Annotated in this window: 20 protein-coding genes and 1 pseudogene; 10 read left to right on the forward strand and 11 right to left on the reverse strand. The window is 64.0% G+C overall.

Annotated features, from left to right (window positions below; translation table 11 throughout):
* Positions 1 to 391 precede the first annotated feature (391 nt).
* The 3 genes and pseudogenes from ABE957_RS06170 to ABE957_RS06180 all read right to left on the reverse strand — a co-directional run.
* A pseudogene (locus ABE957_RS06170) lies at positions 392 to 571 on the reverse strand (transposase); the annotation flags it as partial.
* A 311-nt stretch (positions 572 to 882) separates the two neighbouring features.
* Positions 883 to 1674, reverse strand: coding sequence for a Wzz/FepE/Etk N-terminal domain-containing protein (locus ABE957_RS06175; RefSeq protein WP_349757801.1), 792 nt, complete (start codon positions 1672 to 1674; stop codon positions 883 to 885).
* Positions 1675 to 1955: 281 nt separating this feature from the next.
* On the reverse strand, positions 1956 to 4151 hold the full coding sequence (locus ABE957_RS06180; protein ID WP_349757802.1) for a polysaccharide biosynthesis tyrosine autokinase: 2196 nt from the start codon (positions 4149 to 4151) through the stop codon (positions 1956 to 1958).
* Positions 4152 to 4250: 99 nt separating this feature from the next.
* Between ABE957_RS06180 and ABE957_RS06185 the strand changes: the two genes are divergently transcribed.
* Positions 4251 to 4634: a four helix bundle protein gene (locus ABE957_RS06185; RefSeq protein ID WP_349757803.1), complete on the forward strand. Its 384-nt coding sequence runs from the start codon at positions 4251 to 4253 to the stop codon at positions 4632 to 4634.
* Positions 4635 to 4678: 44 nt separating this feature from the next.
* Here the strand turns inward: ABE957_RS06185 and ABE957_RS06190 are convergent, their stop codons facing one another.
* On the reverse strand, positions 4679 to 5116 hold the full coding sequence (locus tag ABE957_RS06190; protein WP_349757804.1) for an arsenate reductase/protein-tyrosine-phosphatase family protein: 438 nt from the start codon (positions 5114 to 5116) through the stop codon (positions 4679 to 4681).
* A complete protein-coding gene (locus ABE957_RS06195; RefSeq protein ID WP_349757805.1) occupies positions 5116 to 6246 on the reverse strand; it encodes a polysaccharide export protein in 1131 nt (376 codons plus the stop codon). The genes ABE957_RS06190 and ABE957_RS06195 overlap by 1 nt, the downstream gene beginning before the upstream one ends.
* Positions 6247 to 6620: 374 nt before the next feature.
* Between ABE957_RS06195 and ABE957_RS06200 the strand changes: the two genes are divergently transcribed.
* The 4 genes from ABE957_RS06200 to ABE957_RS06215 all read left to right on the forward strand — a co-directional run bounded on the left by ABE957_RS06200 (position 6621) and on the right by ABE957_RS06215 (position 10600).
* Positions 6621 to 6944: a hypothetical protein gene (locus ABE957_RS06200; protein WP_349757806.1), complete on the forward strand. Its 324-nt coding sequence runs from the start codon at positions 6621 to 6623 to the stop codon at positions 6942 to 6944.
* Between the two features lie 56 nt (positions 6945 to 7000).
* Positions 7001 to 7639, forward strand: coding sequence for a YjbF family lipoprotein (locus ABE957_RS06205; RefSeq protein WP_349757807.1), 639 nt, complete (start codon positions 7001 to 7003; stop codon positions 7637 to 7639).
* Positions 7640 to 7659: 20 nt separating this feature from the next.
* The gene (locus ABE957_RS06210; RefSeq protein WP_349757808.1) at positions 7660 to 8427 is read left to right on the forward strand and encodes a capsule biosynthesis GfcC family protein; all 768 of its coding nucleotides are present in this window, start codon (positions 7660 to 7662) and stop codon (positions 8425 to 8427) included.
* 85 nt (positions 8428 to 8512) lie between these two features.
* A complete protein-coding gene (locus ABE957_RS06215; protein ID WP_349757809.1) occupies positions 8513 to 10600 on the forward strand; it encodes a YjbH domain-containing protein in 2088 nt (695 codons plus the stop codon).
* Between the two features lie 305 nt (positions 10601 to 10905).
* On the opposite strand, the gene ABE957_RS06220 is transcribed toward ABE957_RS06215, so the two are convergent.
* From ABE957_RS06220 to ABE957_RS06230, 3 genes are all read right to left on the reverse strand, one after another.
* Positions 10906 to 12339 carry an MBL fold metallo-hydrolase RNA specificity domain-containing protein gene (locus ABE957_RS06220; RefSeq protein WP_349757810.1) on the reverse strand — a complete coding sequence of 478 codons (1434 nt, stop codon included), beginning with the start codon at positions 12337 to 12339 and terminating at the stop codon, positions 10906 to 10908.
* A gap of 91 nt (positions 12340 to 12430) precedes the next feature.
* Positions 12431 to 13285 carry a 3'(2'),5'-bisphosphate nucleotidase CysQ gene (gene cysQ, locus ABE957_RS06225; protein WP_349757811.1) on the reverse strand — a complete coding sequence of 285 codons (855 nt, stop codon included), beginning with the start codon at positions 13283 to 13285 and terminating at the stop codon, positions 12431 to 12433.
* 366 nt (positions 13286 to 13651) lie between these two features.
* Positions 13652 to 14122 carry a pilin gene (locus ABE957_RS06230; protein WP_349757812.1) on the reverse strand — a complete coding sequence of 157 codons (471 nt, stop codon included), beginning with the start codon at positions 14120 to 14122 and terminating at the stop codon, positions 13652 to 13654.
* Between the two features lie 355 nt (positions 14123 to 14477).
* Between ABE957_RS06230 and pilB the strand changes: the two genes are divergently transcribed.
* Positions 14478 to 16274 carry a type IV-A pilus assembly ATPase PilB gene (gene pilB, locus ABE957_RS06235; RefSeq protein WP_349757813.1) on the forward strand — a complete coding sequence of 599 codons (1797 nt, stop codon included), beginning with the start codon at positions 14478 to 14480 and terminating at the stop codon, positions 16272 to 16274.
* Between the two features lie 37 nt (positions 16275 to 16311).
* Positions 16312 to 17544, forward strand: a complete 1233-nt coding sequence (locus tag ABE957_RS06240) for a type II secretion system F family protein (RefSeq protein ID WP_349757814.1) — start codon at positions 16312 to 16314, stop codon at positions 17542 to 17544.
* 110 nt (positions 17545 to 17654) lie between these two features.
* Here the strand turns inward: ABE957_RS06240 and ABE957_RS06245 are convergent, their stop codons facing one another.
* Both ABE957_RS06245 and ABE957_RS06250 read right to left on the reverse strand, forming a co-directional pair.
* Entirely contained in the window at positions 17655 to 18173 is a 519-nt protein-coding gene (locus tag ABE957_RS06245; RefSeq protein ID WP_349757815.1) for a L,D-transpeptidase family protein, read from the reverse strand.
* Entirely contained in the window at positions 18173 to 18841 is a 669-nt protein-coding gene (locus ABE957_RS06250; protein WP_349757816.1) for a TetR/AcrR family transcriptional regulator, read from the reverse strand. Before ABE957_RS06250 ends, ABE957_RS06245 begins: the two co-directional genes overlap by 1 nt.
* Before the next feature lie 259 nt (positions 18842 to 19100).
* Here ABE957_RS06250 and lexA point away from each other — a divergent pair, with 259 nt between their 5' ends.
* From lexA to ABE957_RS06265, 3 genes are all read left to right on the forward strand, one after another.
* Positions 19101 to 19757: a transcriptional repressor LexA gene (gene lexA / locus ABE957_RS06255; protein ID WP_349757817.1), complete on the forward strand. Its 657-nt coding sequence runs from the start codon at positions 19101 to 19103 to the stop codon at positions 19755 to 19757.
* Positions 19758 to 19910: 153 nt separating this feature from the next.
* Positions 19911 to 20957 carry a DNA polymerase IV gene (gene dinB / locus ABE957_RS06260; protein WP_349757869.1) on the forward strand — a complete coding sequence of 349 codons (1047 nt, stop codon included), beginning with the start codon at positions 19911 to 19913 and terminating at the stop codon, positions 20955 to 20957.
* A gap of 136 nt (positions 20958 to 21093) precedes the next feature.
* Positions 21094 to 21789, forward strand: a complete 696-nt coding sequence (locus tag ABE957_RS06265; protein ID WP_349757818.1) for a hypothetical protein — start codon at positions 21094 to 21096, stop codon at positions 21787 to 21789.
* A 75-nt stretch (positions 21790 to 21864) separates the two neighbouring features.
* On the opposite strand, the gene ABE957_RS06270 is transcribed toward ABE957_RS06265, so the two are convergent.
* The gene (locus ABE957_RS06270) at positions 21865 to 22536 is read right to left on the reverse strand and encodes an energy-coupling factor ABC transporter permease (protein WP_349757819.1); all 672 of its coding nucleotides are present in this window, start codon (positions 22534 to 22536) and stop codon (positions 21865 to 21867) included.
* Positions 22537 to 22561: the final 25 nt, after the last annotated feature.

The following is a 22561-nucleotide window of genomic DNA, read 5'->3' on the forward strand; positions in this document are numbered from 1 at the left end:
CTTGACTGGTGCCAAAAGGCTTGGTGACTTTGCCAGGGATCTGCATCATTAATGATGCACTTAGACAACTGCAATATCAGGTTCATGCCGCACTGACAGATAACACTGCACAATTAGCAAAGCGTCCAGTAACAGAAGTCCATAAACCGCATCGGTTCGACTTGTTATATCATCGACACAGTATTGAGCAACACCTCAGTCAGCCATCCCATCATTGGGCCAGTGGGCAGGTCTCGAGCATGGAGCGAACGATTAAGGAAGTTACGATTCGCCGCTTCCATTACGCCACTCTGGAAGAACTCAACTCCCACCTGAAGGACTAGCTATAGGTCTATAATGATGCTCTTCCGTTAAGATCGGTGAAGAACAAAATGCTTGTTGGTTTCATTTTAAGCTCTTCCGACTTCTCGGCTAACTGTCTTTTGAGCCGGGCATTCTCGTCGGCCAAGTCTTGTTCGCAAATTGAGGTGCTTTCTTGCTGCAGAGCCTTGCTCCGCTATTGGTAGAGCTGGCTGGGCTGTAGACCTAATCCACGGGCAGCGGCACCTGCGCGGTCAGCGAGCCTCCTCGCGGTAGGCATCGGAGTAACGGGCGCGCTGCATCTTCACCGGAATAGCTCGCTTTGCCATGGGACACCTCGTTCAGTGTACTGCCTTAACGGGATGTCCACTGTTGCTGGGCAAGATAAACCGAGAAAAACCACATTTTTGTGGACTTTAGCATTTCGAAAACATAGCCACATTTTTACAAAAAAGCCCCACATATCTGTGAGGCGCAATCCATAACCTACTGATTCTATTGACCAGAACCGATAAGCAGGCGGTTATCATAACATCACGTATCAGCGCGAAGAAGTGGACCCAGAATTGCTCAAGGTCACACTTACCCCTCTTCTATAAAGCTGTCCCGTACCGCGATGGCGAACTGCATAAAGAACGCGACCATCACGGCCAGCATGGCACCGAGCACAATAGCCAGCGCCATCACCAGGCTTCGGCTGGTTCCCGATGGCTTGAGACTCTTCACGGCAGTCTGCACGACCTCCCCTTCTTGCAACTGCGCCAAGCGATCGTGGATATCCGAAACGCGCTGGGAGTAACTTGCCACGAGCTCCGCCGCAGAGGGGCTCGTGGATTCCTTGGCAAGCTCCAGCGAGCGATTCGCGCTTTCGAGTTGGCGCTGCATGGCCTCGCGTCGGCGCTCGATTAGGGCCTGCTGGTCTGTCTTGATATGCTCCAGCACCTGGCCATGCAGGGATTCGACCACAGGAGCATTGGCTTCGGCCGCTTGCGATGCCAGCTTCACCAGCAGGGTGTCTTCCGGATTACTGACGGAGGTCTCGAATGGCAAGGATTCCATTTCTTCCTGATCCAGGATCTGGCGTGTTACGGCACCCAGGTAGAGATTGCTGGTCTTGGCCACGATCGTGGCGGGCGGTTCGAGGGCGCCATTTTCCAGGTTATCAGTAGGTGCCTGCTCGGCCACCTGATAGAGGGAGACATACTCATAGGTACGTTCCATCATCAGCGCGTAGGCCAAGGCACCCAGCACGATGACCAGAAAGGTCACCGCCATCAGCTTCCAGCGCTTGATCAGGATCTTGGCGAGATCCACCAGGGAGATTTCATCATCGCTGGCGTAACGGGATGCCGGCCCGTCTGGTGAGTTGTTCATTCTCGGAGCTTCCTTCAGCCATGTAGCGGGCACGCTACCGCCCGGAGGTTATCCCGGGCATGTCCTCGAACCCTGCATGCAGTGCGCGTCCCGCCGAGAGAGACCGTCCGACGCGCGCGGTAAAGTATCGTTTACGGGGGAAGGATTGTACGCCAGCGCGAAACGCGACTCTAGCGCCATGGGAAGGAGGAAGCAGGAAGCGTAGGCGCCAGCAGGGTGGCCTGTCTCCGGTAGGTGACGATACTCATGCAGCAATGCCCCGGTTGATCGGGTCTTGAGGGCTAGCGGTAAGCGTAGTTGTAGTACCCATAGCCGTAGCGCGTGGCGGCCTTGCGCTCCATGGCGTTGAGGATGGCCCCCTTGAGCGTGACGCCGGCAGTCTCGAGGCGCCGAGTGGCGACCTGCAGCTCCTTGGCCGGGTTCAGCTGGAAACGGGCGACCATCAGGCTGGTACCACACTGCTTGCCGACCAGGGCGGCATCGGTCACCGCCAGCACCGGCGGGGTGTCAACGATCACAAGGTCGAACTCTCGGCTGGCCCGTTCAAGGAAGGCCGTGAAGTCCGCATTCATCAACAGCTCGGCGGGGTTGGGCGGAGCCGTGCCGCGCGCCACATAGCTGAGATTCTCGATACCGCTGGCGCGTACCACCCCTTCCCAATCCGCCTTGCCGGAGAGCAGCTCGGAGAGACCGCTTTCGCTGCGACCCTGGAAAGCATGGTGCAGATGGCCCTTGCGCATGTCGGCGTCCACCACGAGCACCCGCTGGCCGCCCTGAGCACATATGGTGGCCAGGTTGGCTGATACAAAGCTCTTGCCGATGCCGGGGCTCGGCCCGGTAATCATCAGGCGGTTGTCGCCAGCTTCCAGCATGGCGAAATGCAGGCTAGTGCGCAGGCCACGCAGTGCCTCGATGGAGGTGTCGGCCGGTGCCCTCGCGGCCAGGATGCCGCTCACGACATCATGACCCTGTCGCTCGCGGCGGTGCTTCACGCGCTTGATCAGCTTCTGCTGCTCATCAGAGAGCGGCACGCTGGCATAGACGGGAAGGCCGATTTCCTCAATCTGCTCGGGTGACTCCACGCCGCGGCGCATCAGGCCATGCACCAGCACCAGGCCCACCGAGACCATGCAACCCAGCAGGGTCGCCAACACCACGATGAGCGGCTTCTTCGGCGCCACCGGTTCAGGCTGCACCACGGCCTCGTCGAGAATGCGCACGTTGCCCACGGTGCTGGCCTTGGCGATTTTCATCTCCTGGATCTTGTTGCGCAGCTGGAGGTAGATCTCCTGGTTGAGCTCCACGTCGCGGGTACGGCGCAGCACCTGCTGCTGGGTCTCCGGCAGGCTCTCGATCCGCTGGTTCAGGCGCTCGCGCTCCTTGACCAGTTGCTGCTTCTTGTCCAGCAGGGCCGAATAGGTCGGGTGCTCAGGGGAGAAGCGCCGGGAGATCTCGGCCTCGGTGAACTCCAGCTCGTTGAGCTTGGCCTCGAGATTGACCAGCCGCTCCAGGATCGACTGGGTCTCCAGGGAGAGGTCCACGCTGTCCCGCTCGGTGCGGTAGGCGTTCAGGGCCTCCTCCGCCCCCCGAAGCTGTTCGCGAATCTCCGGCTCCTGCGCCTCCAGGAAGTCCAGGCTCTGCTCGGCCTCGGCGCTCTGGCGCTGGATGTTCTGGGTCAGATAGATCTCGCTGATGGCATCCAGGGTACGTACCGCCCGGCGAGCATCGGGATCGGTCAGCGCCAGATCGAGCAGGCCGCTGTCGCTACCCTGCTGGCTGACGCTGAACCGGGAACGCAGGTCATTGATGGCGGCCAGGCGAGAACGCTTGACCAGGGTAAACTCGGCGCCCGGAGCCGCCATGATCTCGGCCACCCGAAGAGTGACCTGGCCGTTCAGGAAGGAGCTGTCCTGACCGATCTCGCCCTTTCCCAACGTTTCGCCCTCCAGGCTGAGGCGGTACTGCCCCCCGGCACCAGTCGTCAGCGTGAATACCTCGCCTACCAGCGGGGCATCGACCTGGAAGTCACCGATATTGATCGCCTCACCCGCCCAGACGCTGCTCTCGGAGAAGCCGGGGCGCTCGACGCCCCGGCGCACCAGGAAATCACCGATGATCGGGAAACGGTTCGGCGCGAGCACCACGTCGAGCCGCTCCTGATCCACCGCGCGACCGAGCACCATGCGCGAGCGCAGGATACCCAGCTGCGCATCAGTGCTCGGCTGCTCGCCCAGCATGGCTCTCACGTCTTCCAGGGGATTGCTCATCCCCGCGTTATCCTCGACCTGCACCAGCGCGTCGGCTCGGTAGATTGGCGTGGCCTGCAGGGCATAAGCGACGCCGATCACCGAAAAGAGCGCTGTGATGCCGATGATCAGCCACTTGTGGTCGAGCAGCAGGCCAAAGAGGCGACCGAGGTCTATCTCATCATCCGCTGGCGCGGTGGTGCGGGAAGGGTTCTGAGTGTGTTCAGTCATGGGTGCACTTCGAGAGAGGTCAAGGGGGCAAGGGCGCAAGGGGTCAAGACAGCGAGCATACTGCTACTTTGAAAGCTCAGGGACTGACCGGTGTTCAAGATGAAATTTGAAGACTTAAACGCCTGGAAGCGCGCTGCCAGGCTCTGTGCTGATATTTATCGTTCATTCCAGGGATCTCGTGATTTTGGATTTCGAGACCAGATCACACGCTCATCACTTTCGATAGCCAGCAACATCGCTGAGGGCTACGAGCGTGACAGCATGAAGGAAAAGTCACGTTTCCTGAGCTATGCCAAGGGTTCATGCGGTGAGCTTCGGACGCAGATCTATATCGGCATGGAGATTGGCTACATCGGAAAAGAGCAAGGCAAGCAATGGGCCGAGGAGACCCGCGAGCTGTCTCGCATGCTGTATGCCTTGATGAAAGGAGCAAGGGAGCAAGATATAAAAGGGCAAGGAAACCAGGACCGGGGCACCCCTTGACCCCTTGACCCCTTGCCTCCTTGATCCCTTGCTCCTTCGAGCCGCTAAAGCCGCTTCACCCACTCCCCCGTCGCTTCCTTCAGCAGCTCATGCACATGCTCAAACACTTCCCGGCTCTTGCGATAGGGGTCGGGGATCTCTTGTCCCTTGCCGCCGTCCAGCCATTTGCCGATCAGCATGGTCTTGCCCAGCGCCTCCGGGGCGAGATCGGCAACGGCGTGGCGCTGTCCTTCACTCATCACAAGGATAAGATCGGCGGCTTGGAGCATCTCTTCAGTGAGCTGGCGAGCCTGGTGGTCGTCAGTAGACAGGCCATCGGTTTCGGCGAGCTGCCCGGCGGTAGGCTCCACGCCATGGCCGACGAGGGCGCCCAGGCCGGCGGATTCGACGTGCCTGCCGGGAAGGGCCGCGGCCAGCATGGCGGCGGCGACTGGGCTGCGGCAGATATTACCGGTGCAGACCACCAGAATACGTTGGAACATCAGATATCATTCCGCAGGTCGTTGGCATCATTCGCCGCACGGGTGACCTGATAGACGGCAGTCACCGTGGGCAGCAGTTGGCCGATCACACGATTCCAGCGGCCCAGCGGCGTGGTGGTGACGTAGACGACGTCGGTGGGCTCGAGCTGGAACTCGGTGCCAAGCACCATGGCGGCGGCGTTGCGGGCATCCAGTTGGTAGACGGTCGCCAGCTTGTCGCTGCGTTGCGGCTCGCGGCGGAACACGAAGATGCCGCTGGCGTCGGCCTGGGCCTCATTGAAACTACCGGCGCGGCTGAGCGCCTCGGTCAGGCTCATGCGAGAGCGACCCATGGGCAGGGCCTGGGGCTCGCCCACCTCTCCCATCACGAAGACCTTCTGGCTGCCCAGGTCCGGCACGTGCAGCACATCGCCATCTCGCAGCAGCAGGTCCTGGCTGAGCTCGCCCTCGTTGAGCATGGCGTAGAGCGATAGCGTACGCGTCTTGCCATCCCGCGTGAGCTGCACGCCATGCCAGTTGGCCTGCTGTGTCAGGCCTCCGGTGAGGCTGAGCGCATCCAGCACGGTCATGGGGACATTCGTGATCGGGAGCCGCCCCGGCTCGCCGACCTCGCCAGAGACGACGACGCGCTGAGAATTGAAGGCGGCGATCTTCACCTCGACCTGGGGCTCGGCGATGAAGGGGTCGAGACGCTGCGCGATCTCGTCGCGGACTTCCATCACGGTCCTGCCCTCCACCTCGATGCGGCCAATAAAGGGGTAGAAGATGGTGCCGTCCTGATGGACGGTATTGCCGGCTTCCTCGGCACTACGCTCGCCCCCGGAGGGGATCGTCAGCTCGGGGTGGTCGTAGACGATGACGCTCAGCACGTCGCCCTTGCCAATACGGTAATCGTAGCCCCGGATCGCTCTACGCTGCGCTTCGCTGGCCTCGCGTACGCTGTCGGCATCCGGCGCCGGGCGCTGGGCGTTGATCAACCCCAAGGTGATGGGCTCGATATCGACGAGGTCGTCGATAGGTGCGCTCTCGGTGTGAGCTTGAAAATGGCTGCCCGGAGCGAAGGCGCAACCGGACATCAGGATGGCACCGCTCAAAGCCAGCAGCAGCTTGATGGGTCTGGAATCGCGCATGGGGAAGAGCCTGTAAAGGAGGTGACCATGGCGTTTGAGCACGCTACCGCCCCGAGGTGTCATGGCGCATCCCCGAGGCCCGGCGTTGCGTGACAACGCGCAACTGACTGTCGATGTTGAAAAACACGGCTGAAAACGCGAGAGGACATTACAGGCCCCGGCGATAAATATCTACCGGAGGGTGCCCGGCCCAAACCATTTGTACGATATCTCTTACAGACCATACGGGCAGTCGCTTACGATTGGTTGAAGACATGCGAATTTTTTAATCTTCTGCCAAGACATCCTCGTCTTCAGGTCCTACTATGTGGCCCACTGACTCGTCAGATTTGAAAACCATGACGTAAGGCTCGCTGAGCGAAAGGAGAGACAGGATGTTCAACAAGACTGCTGCATCGATCGCCATCATGGGCATGCTGGCGTCCCCGTTGGCACTGGCCCAGGCGGAAACCGCCACGGGCGCCGGGGCGAGTGCCGGGGCCGGTACTGGCGCGGCCTCCGCAACCGGAGTAGCTGCGGGTGGTGCCGCCACCTCCGGCGGCCTGGCCGGACTGGCCGCCGCCACCGGCCTTTCCACCGCGGCCCTCACCGGCCTGGCCGTCGCCGGCGCCGTGGCCGTGGGCGTCGGCGTCAGCGCCGTCGGCGGCGGTGATGATGGTGGCAGCTCCGGCACCACGGGGACTACCGGCACCAACTGATCATGCGAGAACGTCTACGCACAGGTCATCCTCGAGGCCGCCTGCGGGCGGTCTTGTTGTGCTTGTGGCCGGCGCTACTGGTCGGCTGCTCCAGTTCAGGTACCACCCCACTGGGAGATTCGCTGCAGGCCCTGATCCCCACGAGCGAGAAAGCCGGCGCACGGGCCGCCTCGATCCCCTATGCCTCGCTTTCGGCACGCCTGGGCGATGTGCAGGGCCTGCTGGTGATGGGCGCCCGGGCGGGGAGTGTCAGCTACTGGCCCTCGCGCGAAGGCGGCGTGCTCGAGCTTGACGATGGCGGCCTGCACGCCACCGCTGGCCTGGCGGAGGACCTGCTGGGCACACGCTATGGCACGCCCCTGCATGATCAGCCCCGGCACGGTGAATCCTATCCCTGGCGCCAGGAAACCCCCTACGCCTACACGCTGGTGCGCCACTGGCAGGATCGCGAGAAGCAAGTACATCGCGGCGAGGCCAAGGGCGAGATGCACTGCGCAGGTATCGAAACGGTCGAGCTTCCCCTGGGCAGCCGGGCACTGGAGCGCTGCGAGGCGTCTCTTGACTGGGCCAGCGGCGAGACGACGACCTCGACCTTCTGGCGCGACCCGGCCACTCGCCGTCTCTGGGCGGTGAGAGAAACGCCCTGGCCCGGCGCTCCGACAATGCAGTGGCAGGTCGCTCGTCACTGGTGGTAATACGCAAGGCACCCTCTTTCATGCACAGATTCGCGTTACTGGCTGCCCTGCTGGCCAGCCTGCCTCTTGTTGCTCAGGCCCAGCCCGCCACGGAGCCGCCCACCCTGGTGGAGGCCTGGCTGGCATGGCAAGAAGAGCGTCAAGCCAATGGCCAGCCGCCCTTCGACTGGGCCTATAGCTATGCGCTGCGCGCCAGCGATGGCGCCAGACTTGAAGCTCGCCAGACTCGTCTAGTGGCCGAACTGGAAGGCCTGGCGGCAGTAGTGACCGCCCACGGGGACCGTCAAAGCGCCAGTGGCCTGGCGGGCTGGGCGCAGGCGCTGGAAGCGCAAGACGCACTCCCCGCCCGTTCGCCAGAAGCGCTGGGGCTACCAGAACTGGCCAGCGACCTGCGACAAAATCCCGCGATGGCGGCCATCACCCTGCTGGGCACCTGTGCGCCGCCGCCTTGGATCGAAGCCTGGACACGGGATGGCGTCAAGCGGCTGGCGTGGCAGCCCGGAATGACGCTGGATGATGCCTTCGCCGCCCTGCCCGATGGTGCCGTCCGCGATATCGATACCGCCGTGATGATCACGCCCCTGGGCGAGCAGCACGAGCTCGGCATCGCCGCCTGGAACCATCAAGATGCACCCCTCCCCCCCGGCGCCCGTGTCGTCGTCCAGCTACCCGAACGTGGACTCGGTGGAACCCGCGAGGGCGAGGTGATCAACCGCGAACTCGCCGCCTGGCTCGGCACCCGCCTGCCGGGTGATGATTGCGTGCTTTGGGGGCAAGGGAATGAGTAGAAAGAGGAAAGTAGAAAGCAAGAACGATGAAAGTACAAAGGGGCTTTAGATGTTGAGCAAGGGAAAAGGCACACAAGGAAGCACGATGCGGCAGCCCACTTTCTACTTTCTCCTTTCTACTTTTCTTCCTCTTACCGTCGCGGCAGCGCCCGCGCTCGGCTCTGGCCTCGGCACCGGCCAGAGCGACTTCGGTGGCGTCGGCCTGATGCAGACGCCCACCGCGCGCATGGGCGAGCCGGGCCACTTCGCGGCGAACTGGAGCCGCACCGCCCCCTATCGTCGCTATTCGGTGTTCGTGCAGCCCACCGACTGGCTGGAGGCGGGCTTTCGCTATGTCTCGGTCGAGAACCGCCGCTACGGGCCGAACATCGCCGGGGAGCGTGACTACCTCGACAAGGGCATCGACGCCAAGCTGCGCCTGCACGAAGAGAGCCGCTATTGGCCCGAGCTGGCTGTCGGGTTGCGGGATGCAGGCGGCACCAGTCAGTTCGGGGCGGAGTACCTGGTGGCCAGCAAACGCTGGAACGACTTCGATGTCACCCTGGGACTGGGCTGGGGCTACCTGGGCAACGCCGGCGACGTGGGCTCACCACTGGGCTGGCTCGACGAGCGTTTCGACGACCGTCCGGACGATGCCGGCGGCGATCAAGGTGGTGAATTCGCCCTGGACCAGCTGTTCCGCGGCCCCATGGCGGTCTTTGGCGGCGTGGAGTACCAGACTCCCTGGGAGCCGCTGGTGCTCCAGCTGGAAGTCGAGGGCAACGATTACGCCAATGAGCCCCAGGAGAACGTCCAGGACCAGGATTCGCGTGTCAATCTCGGGGCCCGCTACCGGCTCACCGACAAAATCGAGCTGCGTACCGGTTGGCAGCGCGGTAATACCGCCATGGCCGGGGTGAGCTTCTCGACCAATCTGGCGGGGCTCGCCCAGGTAAAGCGCGATCCCCCGCCTCGGCCGCTGAATGCCCCGACGGAACAGGACTGGCAGGCGGTGGCCGCCGCCCTGCGAGGCAACGCCGGCATCCGCGTACGCGAGATTCGCCAACAGGGTGATGACCTGACCGTGACCGGCGAACCTACTACCTTTCGCAACCTGGCCAAGAGCGAGGCACGCGCCGGTCGCATCCTCGCCGCCAATGCCGACGAGTCAGTAGCGACCTTCCGCTACCGCTGGCAGAACCGCGGGCTCGCCCTGCGCGAGGATGTGCACGACCGGTCGACCTTCACCGCCGCGACTGCCTCCAGCGAGCAATCACATGACCATCGCTACGGCCTCTATGCCCACGCCAACCTACATGAGCCCGGCGGGGAGCTGCTCTACCAGGCCGAGCCACAGCGCTTCAGCTGGTCGGTTGGCCCCGCCATCGAGCAGAACTTCGGTGGCCCGGACGGCTACCTCTACCGCCTCTCGGCCTATGCATCAGCGGAATATGCGACCGACCCCAATGGCTGGTTCTCAGGCAGCCTGACCGCCACTCTCGCCGACAACCTTGACGAGTACGACTACATCGCCGATTCCGACCTGCCGCGGGTGCGCACCTTGATCGGCGACTACCTGGCCGAGGCCGACGCAGGCATCAGCAACCTGCAGTACACCCGGACCGCCCAGCTCGGCGATGACTGGTACGCCATGGGCTACGGCGGCCTGCTGGAGATGATGTATGCCGGCGCGGGAGGCGAGCTGCTCTACCGCCCCTTCAACAGCCCGCTGGCCTTGGGGGCGGACCTCAACTGGGTGCGCCAACGCGAGTTCGACCAGCAGTTCGGCCTACGCGACTACGACACCTGGACCGGTCACCTCAGCGCCTATCTGGAGACCGGCATCGAGGACGTGCTGGCCAAGGTCAGCGTGGGGCGCTACCTCGCCGGCGACCTCGGCACCACCCTGGATCTGTCACGCGAGTTCGACAACGGCGTGCGCGTCGGCGCCTGGGCCACCTTCACCGATGCCGGCGACGACTTCGGCGAGGGCAGTTTCGACAAGGCGCTCTACCTCTCCATTCCCATGGACGCCTTCTTCGTCCGCTCCAGCCGCAACCGCGCCAGCATCGCCTGGCAGCCCCTCACCCGCGACGGTGGCGCGCGCCTCAATCGTCGCTACCAGCTCTACGACCTCACCGAGGAGCGCGACCTCGGAAGCTACTGGGAGGACTACGAAAACAGCTGGGACTAGGTCCGCCTTAGCACAACCGACGTTATCGCTTACCTCACGCGGCTGCGTTCTCGCACGAGCCAACACGCCGCCTCGGCGTACCATGGGGTAATTCCAGGAAGGGATTACCCATGCGACCCATCACGCTCGACGTCGACCCCCAGGGCCGGCGCATCCTGTCCTGCGCCTGCGGCACCATCGAGATCGCCCGGACCAACCACTGGCAGGAATTCACGATCGAAGCCCTCGACCACGACATGGCCATGGTCACCTGCGCCCACTGCGAGCGGCACACCCGGCTTAGCCGCCTCGGTCCCGACCTCCCCTCAGTCCACTTGATGATCAGCCCCCAGGCTCACCTCGACCTGCCGACCACTCTCCCTCGCCCACTGCTCAATACTCGCCTTGAAGGCGAGCTGAGCGTCGCGTTCGCCGTGCACGAGACGCACATGGCGCGGCGGGTGGCGCATGCGGCGGATGAAATCGAGCAGGTTCTGCTGATCGGCGTGGGCGGAGTAGCCTCCCACGGTCTCGATATGGGCGCGAATATCGATGCGTTTGCCGTCGAGGGTCACCCAGCCGCCGCGCGGCCCGTAGCGCTGAATGTCGCGCCCTGGGGTACCGGCGCCCTGATAGCCGATGAACACCACGGCGTGGCGCGGATCATCCAGCATGCGCTTCAGGTAGTTGACCACCCGCCCGCCGGTGACCATGCCGCTGGCGGCAATCACCACCGCCGGGCGATGGCTGCGCACCAGGTAGTCCACCGTCTGCTCGTGCTCGGCATGGCTCTGCACGGTATAGAGATTCTCGAAGCTCAATGGATGACGGCCGCCGCGCAGTCGCCGGTGCGCCTCGGCGTCCCACCAGGGCCTGAGTTGGCGATAGACCTCGGTGAAGCGCGCAGCCAGGGGCGAGTCGACGATGATCTCGAGTTCTTTCCAGCGCGCATCGCGAGCACCGTGGATCAGCCCCTCGAGCTCGTAGAGCAGCTCCTGGGTGCGGCCGATGCTGAAGGCGGGAATCACCACGCTGCCGGCGTTCTCGAGGGCCCGGTCGATAGCAGCCTTCAGCCGCTCCCGACGAGCCTGCCGCCCCTCGTGGCGACGATCGCCGTAGGTGCTCTCGATCACCAGAGTGTCGGCGCGATACGGCGAGCTCGGCGCCGGCAGCAGCGGCGCATAGGGCGCGCCCAGGTCGCCGGAGAACACGGTGCGGTGGCTCTCGCCGGTCGAATGGTCACGCGTATCGACCTCCACATAGGCCGAGCCGAGGATATGCCCGGCGCGCTGGAGCTTGACGCGCACCCGGTGGCGGTCGTCGTCGATGACGGTGTGCCACTGCCGGTAGTCCAGCGGCAGCAGGCGCTTCTCCACCTCGGCCAGGAAGCCCTCGATCAACGCCCGGTCTCGAGTGAAGCCGATCTTCAGGGCATCCTCGATCACCAGCGGCAGCAGCCGCGCGGAGGGCACCGAGCAGAGGAGCGGCCCCTCGTACCCCGCGGCCAGCAGATAGGGCAGCCGGCCGATATGGTCGATGTGAACATGAGTGACCACCAGCGCCAGGACATCGTCGACCGGGAAGCGTACCCGGTGCTGCTCGAGGCTATCGAGATGGTCGGCGTCCTGGCCCTGGAAGAGACCGCAGTCGACCAGCAGGGCGCGATCGTCGCTGATCTGCAAACGGTGGCAGCTGCCGGTCACGCCCTCTGCAGCGCCGTGATGAACAACCCGTGGCGAGTAGGTTAATGATGACTGCATTCGAAGTGGCCTCCTTGCCGACTCTCTCATGCCCCAGTGTAGGCCAGACGATGTAAGCGAGAGCCATCTCACCCTCCCCTGCTTCCCCTGCTCATTCGCGGCGCTCGGAATCGCTACTGAGCGCCACGATCAGCGCCCGCTCCCAGCGCGGATCGCGGTGACCGCAGGCGATGAAGTCGGGATTGAGCAGGCTATCGTGCTGGTTGCAGCGCAAAGGCGCGAGCGTCTTCGCCTCCAGCACCTGGCCGCCGGCGGCGGTAACAATGGCCTGGGCCGCGGCGGTGTCCCACTCATGGGTAGGCGCCAGCCGCGGATAGAGATCGGCCTTGCCCTCGGCGATCAGGCAGAACTTCAACGAGCTGCCGATCGACTGAGTGGCGTGGGCCGGCAGCCCCTGGCAGAAGGCCGCAAAGGCGCCCTTGCCCTCACGGCGGCTCCCCACCAACCGCCAGGGCTCACGCACGGGATCGGGCAGCTCACGCACTCGGATGGGCCTCTCCTCTGGGCCCGACGCCTCGCGCCGGAACGCGCCCTGCCCGGCCTGACCCCACCAAGTCACCGCCCCCTCGGGCAGCGCCGGGGCATGCACCATCCCGAACACCGGCACGCCTTCTTCGATCAGCGCCACATTGAGGGTGAACTCGCCGTTGCCGGCGATGAACTCACGCGTACCGTCCAGCGGATCGACCAGCCAGTAACGCGACCATGCCCGGCGGATCGCCCAGGGGATCTCGCCGGATTCTTCGGAGAGCACGGGAATACCCGGCGCCTCGCGCTCCAGCAGCGCTAACAAGGTGTGATGGGCGGTCATGTCCGCCTCAGTCAGCGGGCTCTGGTCGGCCTTGTGCTCGACGGCGAAGCCCCGGCGGTAGATCGCGATCACCTCTTGCCCTGCGGCTTCCACACCGGCGATCAGCCGTTCGATGGTGTCGCGATCCAGTGTCATGGGCGTCCTCGATGGCTGGGTAAGATCACTACCCTGAGCATTTTCGTCGGCAACTGGCAGAGAATCTAATCGATGAGGTCCGCCAAGTCACGAATAGCGGCCTGGTACTGGGCACGCCCCGCTTTCAGCAGCAGGTTGCCGAGCTGCTTGGCCGACGCACCGTGCGCGGTACCCCGGGGCGAAAGCCCCGGCGACCGCCAGAAGATGTGGAGTAAAGGAGGGGAAAATAACAACGCCAGCGGCCGGCATCTCTGCCGGCCGCTGGTTGATTCAGGCTAGGAGGGAAATGGGGGTCTGTCCCCGATTAACCCTGGTTGGTTCAGGCTAGGTTGGAAATGGGGGTCTGTCCCCGATTAGCCTCGATAGCTACCTGCAGTTCGAGGGGCGTGCAGTGTCTGGCACATCGCCTCCCGTGCAATCCCATGACAAGGAGCCATTTTCATCTGTTGGAACCATTGTGATATTTTGGCCATTAGGACCCGGAGTTTCATACAAAATTGTGATCACACCGGCATCAGACGAAATGCCTACAGAAGTGACAGCATTACCGGTAATCTCAGTAGGTGCTGCTAATCCTGCTGCAGCATTCCTAGCGGCATCGTCTGCTCCAGCAGGAAATGTCCCACCATTTGAATCGTAAAATTCAGCTACAGCAATTTTTGCTGACGATGCAAGGTTAAGCCCTTCTGAAACATGAGATCTGGTCACATAATCCTGATACCTCGGAATTGCAATCGCCGCCAGGATCCCGATGATCGCCACCACGATCATCAATTCGATCAGGGTAAAGCCGCCCTGCCCGGTCTTCACATACTTCTGCATGCCCTGTCGTTTCATGACCCTTCCCCTTGCTCCTTTCCGCCGTGGCCTGCGCCTGGAAGCGATCCGGCCCGTGCGGGTTTCACGTGAGGTGTCTAGCCAAGGCGTCTTAGCCTTGCTACTAGCCACCGGTATCATCAGGCGTCATGCTGCCTGCTAAGAGTTACATTAATTTACGCACCGCAACCCTGCAAGCGGCAGTGTATCCCAGCGGTGAGTGAACATCAGAAAATTCAGTCCTACGCATGAGCCAAAAGATGAGCGAAAAGCGGAGGAGGCATGATGTGGCGCTGGGCGGGGGGTGGCCACAGGGGCTAGAATCATCTCAACCAACGAACTCCTGATGCCCTTTCCAGTGACACCATGAGGCGCCATGAACGACTACCGCCCCCCATCCCCCGAACGCCCATCAAGCCCGCCGGAAGCCGCCCCTTCGCCGCTGCATGGAGCCACCCAGCGCAGCGGGCTCCGCGGTCTCGCGCGCCGGCTGGTCGCCGATGGCCTGCTGGGCGAGGCGGCGGCGGTGCGCGCTGAGGCAGAGGCCCGCGAGGCAGAGCTGTCGCTGCTCGAGCACCTGATCGAGGCGGGCATGGTGCCGGCGCGCAAGGCCACGCTGACTGCCGCCTGGGAGTATGGGCTGCCGATCATCGACCTCGACGCCCTGCGCCTGGAGAGCCTGCCACCGGCCAAGGACTACCCGGACAAGATCCTGCGCCGATTGGGGGTGCTGCCACTGGTGCGCCACGGTCATCGCCTCACGGTCGCGGTGCCCTACCCTTCCACCCTCGCCCTGCTCGACGAGCTGCAGTTCGCCACCGGCCTCACGCTGGAGGGCGTGCTGGCACCGGTGGATCAGCTTCGCCCGGTGCTGGAAAGCTACCTGGCGAGCAGTGAACGGAGCATGCTCGATGATCTCGCCAACGTCGACGACGCCGTGGGCGAGCTCGCCTATGACGAAGGCGTGGTCGACGCCTCGGACGAGCAGGCCGCGGTGGCCGCCGCCGGCGACGACGCACCCATCGTCAAGTTCGTCAACAAGATCCTGCTGGATGCCATCAACCGCGGCGCCTCGGACATCCACTTCGAGCCCTACGAGACCAGCTACCGGGTGCGCTTTCGCATCGACGGCATCCTTCACGACGTGGCCCATCCGCCCTTCGCCATGCGCTCTCGCATCTCGGCGCGCCTCAAGGTGATGTCGCGGCTGGATATCTCGGAGCGGCGTCTGCCCCAGGACGGCGCCATCAAACTCAAGCTCTCCACCACCCGTTCCATCGACTTTCGCGTCAACTCCCTGCCCACGGTCTACGGCGAGAAGGTGGTGCTGCGCATCCTCGACCCCGGCTCGGCCCAGCTGGGCATCGAGCAGCTCGGCTTCACCCCCGAGCAGCGCGCCATGTACGAGAGCGTGCTCGACGCGCCCCAGGGCATGATACTCGTCACCGGCCCCACCGGCAGCGGCAAGACGGTCTCGCTCTACACCGGCATCAACATCCTCAACCAGGTGGAGCGCAACATCTGCACCGCCGAGGACCCCGTGGAGATCAAGGTGCCGGGCGTCAATCAGGTCAACGTGCTACCCAAGATCGGCCTGACCTTCGCCAGCGCCCTGCGCGCCTTCCTGCGCCAGGACCCGGACGTGGTGATGGTGGGCGAGATCCGCGACCTGGAAACCGCCGAAATCGCCGTCAAGGCCTCCCAGACCGGCCACCTGGTGCTCTCCACCGTGCACACCAACTCGGCGGCGGAGACGCTGACCCGCCTCGCCAACATGGGCGTGGCGCCGTTCAATATCGCGAGCTCCGTGAGCCTGATCATCGCCCAGCGCCTGGCGCGCCGACTCTGCCAGCGCTGCAAGCAACCGGCGGAGATTCCCCGCGAGGCGCTGCTCAGCCAGGGCTTCACCGAAGACGAGGTGGCCAGCGCCACCATCTACGAGCCGGTGGGCTGCCAGCACTGCACCCAGGGCTTCAAGGGCCGGGTCGGCATCTACGAGGTGGTGCCGATCAGTGACGCCATGAGTCACCTGATCATGACCCAGGGCAACTCGCGGGACTTCGATGCCCAGGCGCGCCAGGAGGGCTATCCTGACCTGCGCCGCAGCGGCATCCTCAAGGTGATGCAGGGGCTGACTAGCCTCGCCGAGGTAAACCGGGTGACGAAAGACTGACATAACGATAACGCGACGCAGGGACGACACGATGAACATGGCGACACAACCCATGCGCAAGGGTCAGAAGGTCAAGCTTTATCGCTGGCGGTGGACGGGCAAGGGACCCAGCGGCCGCAAGGTGGCCGGCGAGATCATCGCCCCCAAGCGGGCCGAGGTGGAACGAGTCCTCGCAGGGCAGAACATCATCGTCAAGCAGGTCCGTCGCAAGAGCGGCTTCGGCGGCGGCATGGGCAAGATCAAGCCGCGAGACATCATGCTCTTCGCCCGTCAGATGGCCACCATGATACGCGCCGGCGTGCCGGTGCTGCAGGCCTTCCAGGTGGTGGCGGAGAGCCTCAAGAAGCCGGCGATGAGCGCGCTCGTCCAGGAGCTGATGAACGAGGTATCGGCCGGGGCAAGTTTCTCCGAGGCGCTCAGGCGCCATCCCGAACACTTCGATCGGCTGTTCGCCAACATGGTGGAGGCGGGTGAGCAGTCGGGCTCGCTGGATCACATGCTGGAACGGGTGGCGACCTACAAGGAGAAGGTCGAGTCGCTCAAGGGGCGCGTCAAGAAGGCGCTATGGTATCCGGCCGCGGTCATCGTGGTCGCCATCGCCGTCACCGCGCTGCTGCTGATCAAGGTGGTGCCGCAGTTCGAGAGCCTCTTCAGCGGCTTCGGCGCCGAACTGCCCGCCATGACGCGCATGACCATCGCGATGTCGGAGTTCGCCCAGCAGTACTGGTGGTGGGGCGTGTTCGGATTCGCGGCCTTCATCTTCCTGCTGCGCGGCGGCATGAAGCGGTCCGAGGCGTTTCGCTTCCGCATGCACAAGCTATCGCTGCGCATCCCGGTGATCGGCGACATCCTCGACAAGTCCGCGGTAGCTCGCTACTCGCGCACCCTGGCCACCACCTTCGGCGCCGGCGTGCCGCTGGTGGAGGCGCTGGAAACCGCCGAAGGCGCGGCGGGCAACATGGTCTACGAGCGCGCCATCGCCCAGATCCGCGAGGACGTAGCCACCGGCCAGCAGCTGCACTTCGCCATGCGCCTCACCGAGCAGTTCCCGCCGCTGGCGGTGCAGATGGTGGGCATCGGCGAGGAGGCGGGGTCGCTTGACGCCATGCTTAACCGGGTGGCGGACTACTACGAGGAAGAGGTCGACAACAAGGTCGACACCCTGACCTCGCTGCTCGAACCCTTCATCATCGTCATCCTCGGCGTGCTGGTCGGCGGTCTGGTGATCTCGATGTACCTGCCGATCTTCGAGCTGGGCAGCGTGATCTAAGCGCCGAGTGGAGTGGTATTCGCACACCACGATGGAAACAAAGCAAAACCTCCAGCAGGGTAGCCTGCTGGAGGTTTTGCTTGGCTGCTTGATTGCTTGCAGCCTGACTCTCAATCGTGAAGCCAGACCGGCGTGCCCGGCACGGCAATCTCGAAGAGCGCCAGCAGATCATCGTCGCGTACACGAACACAGCCGTGGGAGCGGGCCACGCCCATCGGCTCACTCGGCGGCGTGCCGTGCAGGTAGATGTAGCGCCGCTGGGAGTCGACGTTTCCGCCGCGGTTGCGCCCGGGCTCCAGCCCGCCGAGCCAGAGGATGCGGGTGAGGATCCAATCGCGCCCCGGATGCGCGGCCGCCAGCGCCTCGGTGTAGATCTCGCCGGTGGGCCGACGCCCGCGGTAGACGGTGCCCGGCGGCTGGCCCGCGCCGATGGCCGAGCGAATGGTGTGCCAGCCCAGCGGTGTCGCGCCGCTGCCCTCCTCCTCCCCGGTGCCGTTGGCTCCGGTGGACACCTCGCACGCCCACTGCCGCTCGCGCCCTCGCCATACGACCAGGCGCTGGGCCGCGGTATCGATCTCCAGCCACACGCCGGCTTCCGGCGGCAGTTCGGTGAGCAGCGGGGTCCGCATCAGCCGGCCTCTCGCTGAGGCGGGAAAGACTCGGGCAGCGGCGCGTTCATCGCCGCCACCACCACCGGGCGCAGGCGACGCACCAGGTCGCGCACGCCGACGTGCTCGCCGTAGTCCTGCTCGGCGATGTCGCGCAGGGCATCGAGCCCCGAGAGCGTGAAGATCACCGTGCCGAGCATGAAGTGCAGCCGCCAGAAGCGCTCGGCGTCGGGCAGCTCCGGCGTCGCCAGGCGTACCAGCTCGGTGAAGCGCGTAAAGGCGCTGCCGTACTCCTCCTGGATATAGCGCCGCAGATGCCCCTGCGCCTGGCTGTAGGCGAGTCCCAGCAGGCGCATGAACACCTTCAGGCTGTTGCGCTCCGCCGGCACCTCCAGCACGCAGCGCGCCATGGTCTCGAGCAGTTCCTCCAGCGGAATGACGCCGCCCGCGTGGCGCGCCTCGAGCTCGTCGAGGGCGGTGTGGAAGCGCTCGGTAAAGGGGTCAAGATAGCGGGCGAACACCGCCTGGATCAGCGACTTCTTGGAACCGAAGTGATAGTTCACCGCGGCGAGATTGACCTTGGCCTTGCTGGTGATGTTGCGCAGCGAGGTCTCGGCGAAGCCACGCTCGGCGAACAGCACCTCGGCGGTGTCGAGGATACGCGTGACGGTGTCGGGCTGCTGGGCCATGGGCGGCTCCACGTGATTGGAAACGATTGTTTGAATGTAACGCGAGTGTATGACAGCCAATGAGATGGCTCAATGCCGCCAAGGTCGAGGCGTTTGAAACGCCACTGCTAACGTGGTGCCTCTTCGTGGTAGGCGGGGTGTATCGTCATTGGAAGAAAGTCCGCCTGACATGCTTTTACTGGATGGAAAGACATGCTGTATACTTGACCAGACACGTGACGATGGCATCGTCCCCACGGTTACAGACCCCGGAGGCCCCATGAGCCGCTCCCTTACCGCTCGGCAACAGAACGTGCTCGATTTCATCGTCAAGACCATGAACGAGCTGGGTTACCCGCCGACTCGTGCGGAGATCTCTCGGGCACTAGGCTTCAAGTCGGCCAACGCCGCCGAGGAGCATCTGCGCGCCCTGGAACGCAAGGGCGCGATCCGGGTGATTCGCGGCACCTCCCGGGGCATTCGCCTGCCGGCTCAGGAGCCCGAGGCGCTCGGCGAGCAGCCCCCCGAAGAGCCCGCCCAGGGCCTGCCGATCATCGGTGAGGTCGCCGCCGGCAGCCCGATACTGGCCGCCGAGCACATCGATCGCTACTGCCCGCTCCCCCCGGAGTACTTCACCCCCCGTGCCGACTACCTGCTGCGGGTGCGCGGCCTCTCCATGAAGGACGTCGGCATCCTCGAGGGCGACCTGCTGGCGGTGCATCGCACCGAGCGCATCCGCGACGGTCAGATCGTGGTGGCACGTCTCGAGGACGAGGTGACCGTCAAGCGCTTCCACCGCCAGGGGCACGTGGTCACCCTGGCAGCCGAGAACCCCGACTTCGCCCCCATCGAGGTGGACCTGCGTCACGACCCGCTCGAGATCGAAGGCGTGGGCGTCGGCGTCATCCGTGGCGGTAACGGCCAGGCGCTCGGCTGACCCTGAAGCGGGCTGCGCTCGCCATACTGCGTTAAAAATCAGCTTAAAATGCTCATTTACTGATTTGTAGACTCCGCTTTTTCGCTGATTTTTGCCTTGTCTGGCCTTCGCTCGCCTCGCTTCAGAACATGCCGTCTTGATCCCATGAGCGAACTGCGCAAGATCCTCCACGTCGACTGTGACTGCTTCTTCGCGGCGGTGGAGATGCGCGACGACCCGAGCCTGCGAGACATTCCGCTGGCCATCGGCGGCTCGCGGGAGCGGCGCGGGGTGATCGCCACCTGCAACTACCCCGCCCGGGAATACGGCATCCACTCGGCGATGCCCACCGCCCGTGCGCTGCGCCTCTGCCCCCACCTCACCCTGCTGCCCGGCCACTTCGAGAAGTATCGCGAGGTCTCGGCGCAGATCCAGGCGGTCTTCCGCGAGCTCACTCCGCTGGTCGAGCCGCTGTCGCTGGACGAGGCCTTCCTCGACGTCACCGCAGTTGAGGGTTTTCGCGGCAGCGCCACCTGGATGGCCCGCTGGATCAAGGAGGAGTGCTGCCGGCGCACCGGCATCACCGTCTCGGTCGGCGCGGCCTCCTCCAAGTTCCTGGCCAAGATCGCCAGCGACTGGGAGAAGCCCGACGGGCTAACGGTGATCCCGCCGGAGCGAGTCGACGCCTTCGTCCGTGAGCTCCCCGTCAAGAAGCTTCACGGCGTGGGGCCGGCCACCGGCGCCAGGCTCGATGCCATGGGAATCACCACCTGTGCGCAGCTCCGCGAGCTGCCCATCGAGCGGCTGCTCGACGAGTTCGGCAAGTTCGGCCGCCGGCTCTTCGAGCTCGCCCGAGGCATCGACGAGCGACCTGTGCGGGTCGAGCGCGAACGCAAGTCGGTGAGCGTGGAGACCACCTTCGACCGCGACCTACCGGACCTGGCCAGCGCCCGAGACGCCCTCGTGCCGCTCTGCGAGCGGCTCAAGGGCCGCCTGGAGCGTCACGGCCACCCTCCCCTGGCCGGGCTCTTCGTCAAGGTGCGCTTCGACGACTTCAGCCTGACCACCCTGGAGAGCCGCGGGCTATCACCAGCGCCCGATAGTTACGCCCGATTGCTGGAACAGGCCTGGGCCCGCGCCAGCCGCCCGGTGCGCCTGCTCGGCGTCGGCGTGCGCCTGCTGCCGGAAGATGCGAGACAGCAGCTCTCGCTGCCGCTCTAGACCTCGATAGACCGCGCTTGTTTAACATTGAGTTACCGGCTTTATTGAAGGAGTGGCATGGCAAGTGCGGACGCTTGGTGGATCGATACGACCCCGCCGGCCATCACCCTACCCCTCCAGCTGGTGAGGTGTCGGCATGAAGCGCATCAAGATGGCAAGACTCCTCCCCCTCCTGCTGGCAATGTTCACCTCAGCCTGCGTGACGGTAGGAAAGCATGATACGGATGCCCTGCAGGCCCTGGACTTCGGACCGGAAGAAACACTAAGAGTGTGCTTGCTCGTCGACGAGGGAATAACCGAAAAGAGCGCCAGAGACCTGTTCAAGGAGATGAGCGATGAACTCTCCATCTTCGATCTGGAAGTGGAAATCCCCTGGGTGAGACAGTGGGAGCGACCAGCGTTCTTGATGAACGGCATCATTGAAGATGTCGCGCTTCGGCCTCTTGAACCCCCTTGTGACCGGCTGATGGCCGTGGTGGGACGCAACGTCGGTGACTTCCTCGTCTCCTGGTTTGCACCTGAAATCCTCGGTGCCGTCGAGACCAACACCCACACTCGAGGCTACGTGGTGGGAAAAGCGGTCACCTTCAATCAGTTGTTTCAGAGTCCATCAGACGTAGCAGTTCATGAAAGTTATCACATGCTGGGGTGTGTGCATGGACGTAGCCTCCAGGAATGTTACCCCTATATCCTCGAGCTGAAACAGATTGCCAGCGCTAGCCGCGATGGAGGCAACGACTTCTTCCCGGGCATTTCCCTCGATCGGAAGCCCATCACGTCACGTGAGACAACCGACGAGATTATCCGTACAGCGGTTGGGCGGTCAGAATGACAAGATGCAGCCCTTGACATGGCGCCAATCAAGGCGCGTCGAAGTGGCTAGCTCTGCATGAGCTAATGGCCGCGACTATTTCGTATCGATATAGCGGTGGTCGTTGAAGGTGGCGACCCAGCCGGGGTGGTAGACCAGCAGGATGCTCATCAGCATGCCGGTGATGAAGGCCTCGGAGGGCATCAGCAGCGGCAGGAAACGGGCGTACTCCAGCGCCTGGCGCAGTGCCTCGGCATCGGAGGCTCCCACGGCCATCAGACCCACGGCAGTAAGGCCGGCGGCCAAGGTCGCGAGCGCGGAGCCGAAGAAGGCGCAGACGAACAGGAAGACCATCAGGTTATCGGGCAGGCGACGGTCGACCAGCCGCCAGACGATGCCCATCACCAGCGCCGGCACCACCCCGGTGATCAGCACGTTGACGCCGAGCAGCGGCCAGTCGATGCGCCCCAGCAGCACCATGGCGACGTTGATGGCGGTGATCGACAGAAGCGCCAGCGGCGCCTTGAAGATCAGGGTCAGCAGCGCGGTGAACATCAGGTGCAGGGTCAGCCAATCCACGGCCTGGGCGCGAAGCTGCCAGAGCAGCATCACCATGACGGTCGCGGCCAGCCAGCGGTGCTGCAGGGCGCTATCCTCGATCAGCGCCACCCAGGGCCGCCGACCGAGCGCCAGGCCGACCACGGCCAGGGCGATGGCCCCACATAACCACAATAGCCAGGGGGCGAGCACCGGTTCGGCAATCGTCATCTCGACTCCCTTTGGTTCACGCCGT

This window comes from Halomonas pelophila, from assembly GCF_040196315.1.
In the GTDB taxonomy this organism is placed as follows: Bacteria; Pseudomonadota; Gammaproteobacteria; order Pseudomonadales; family Halomonadaceae; genus Halomonas; species Halomonas pelophila.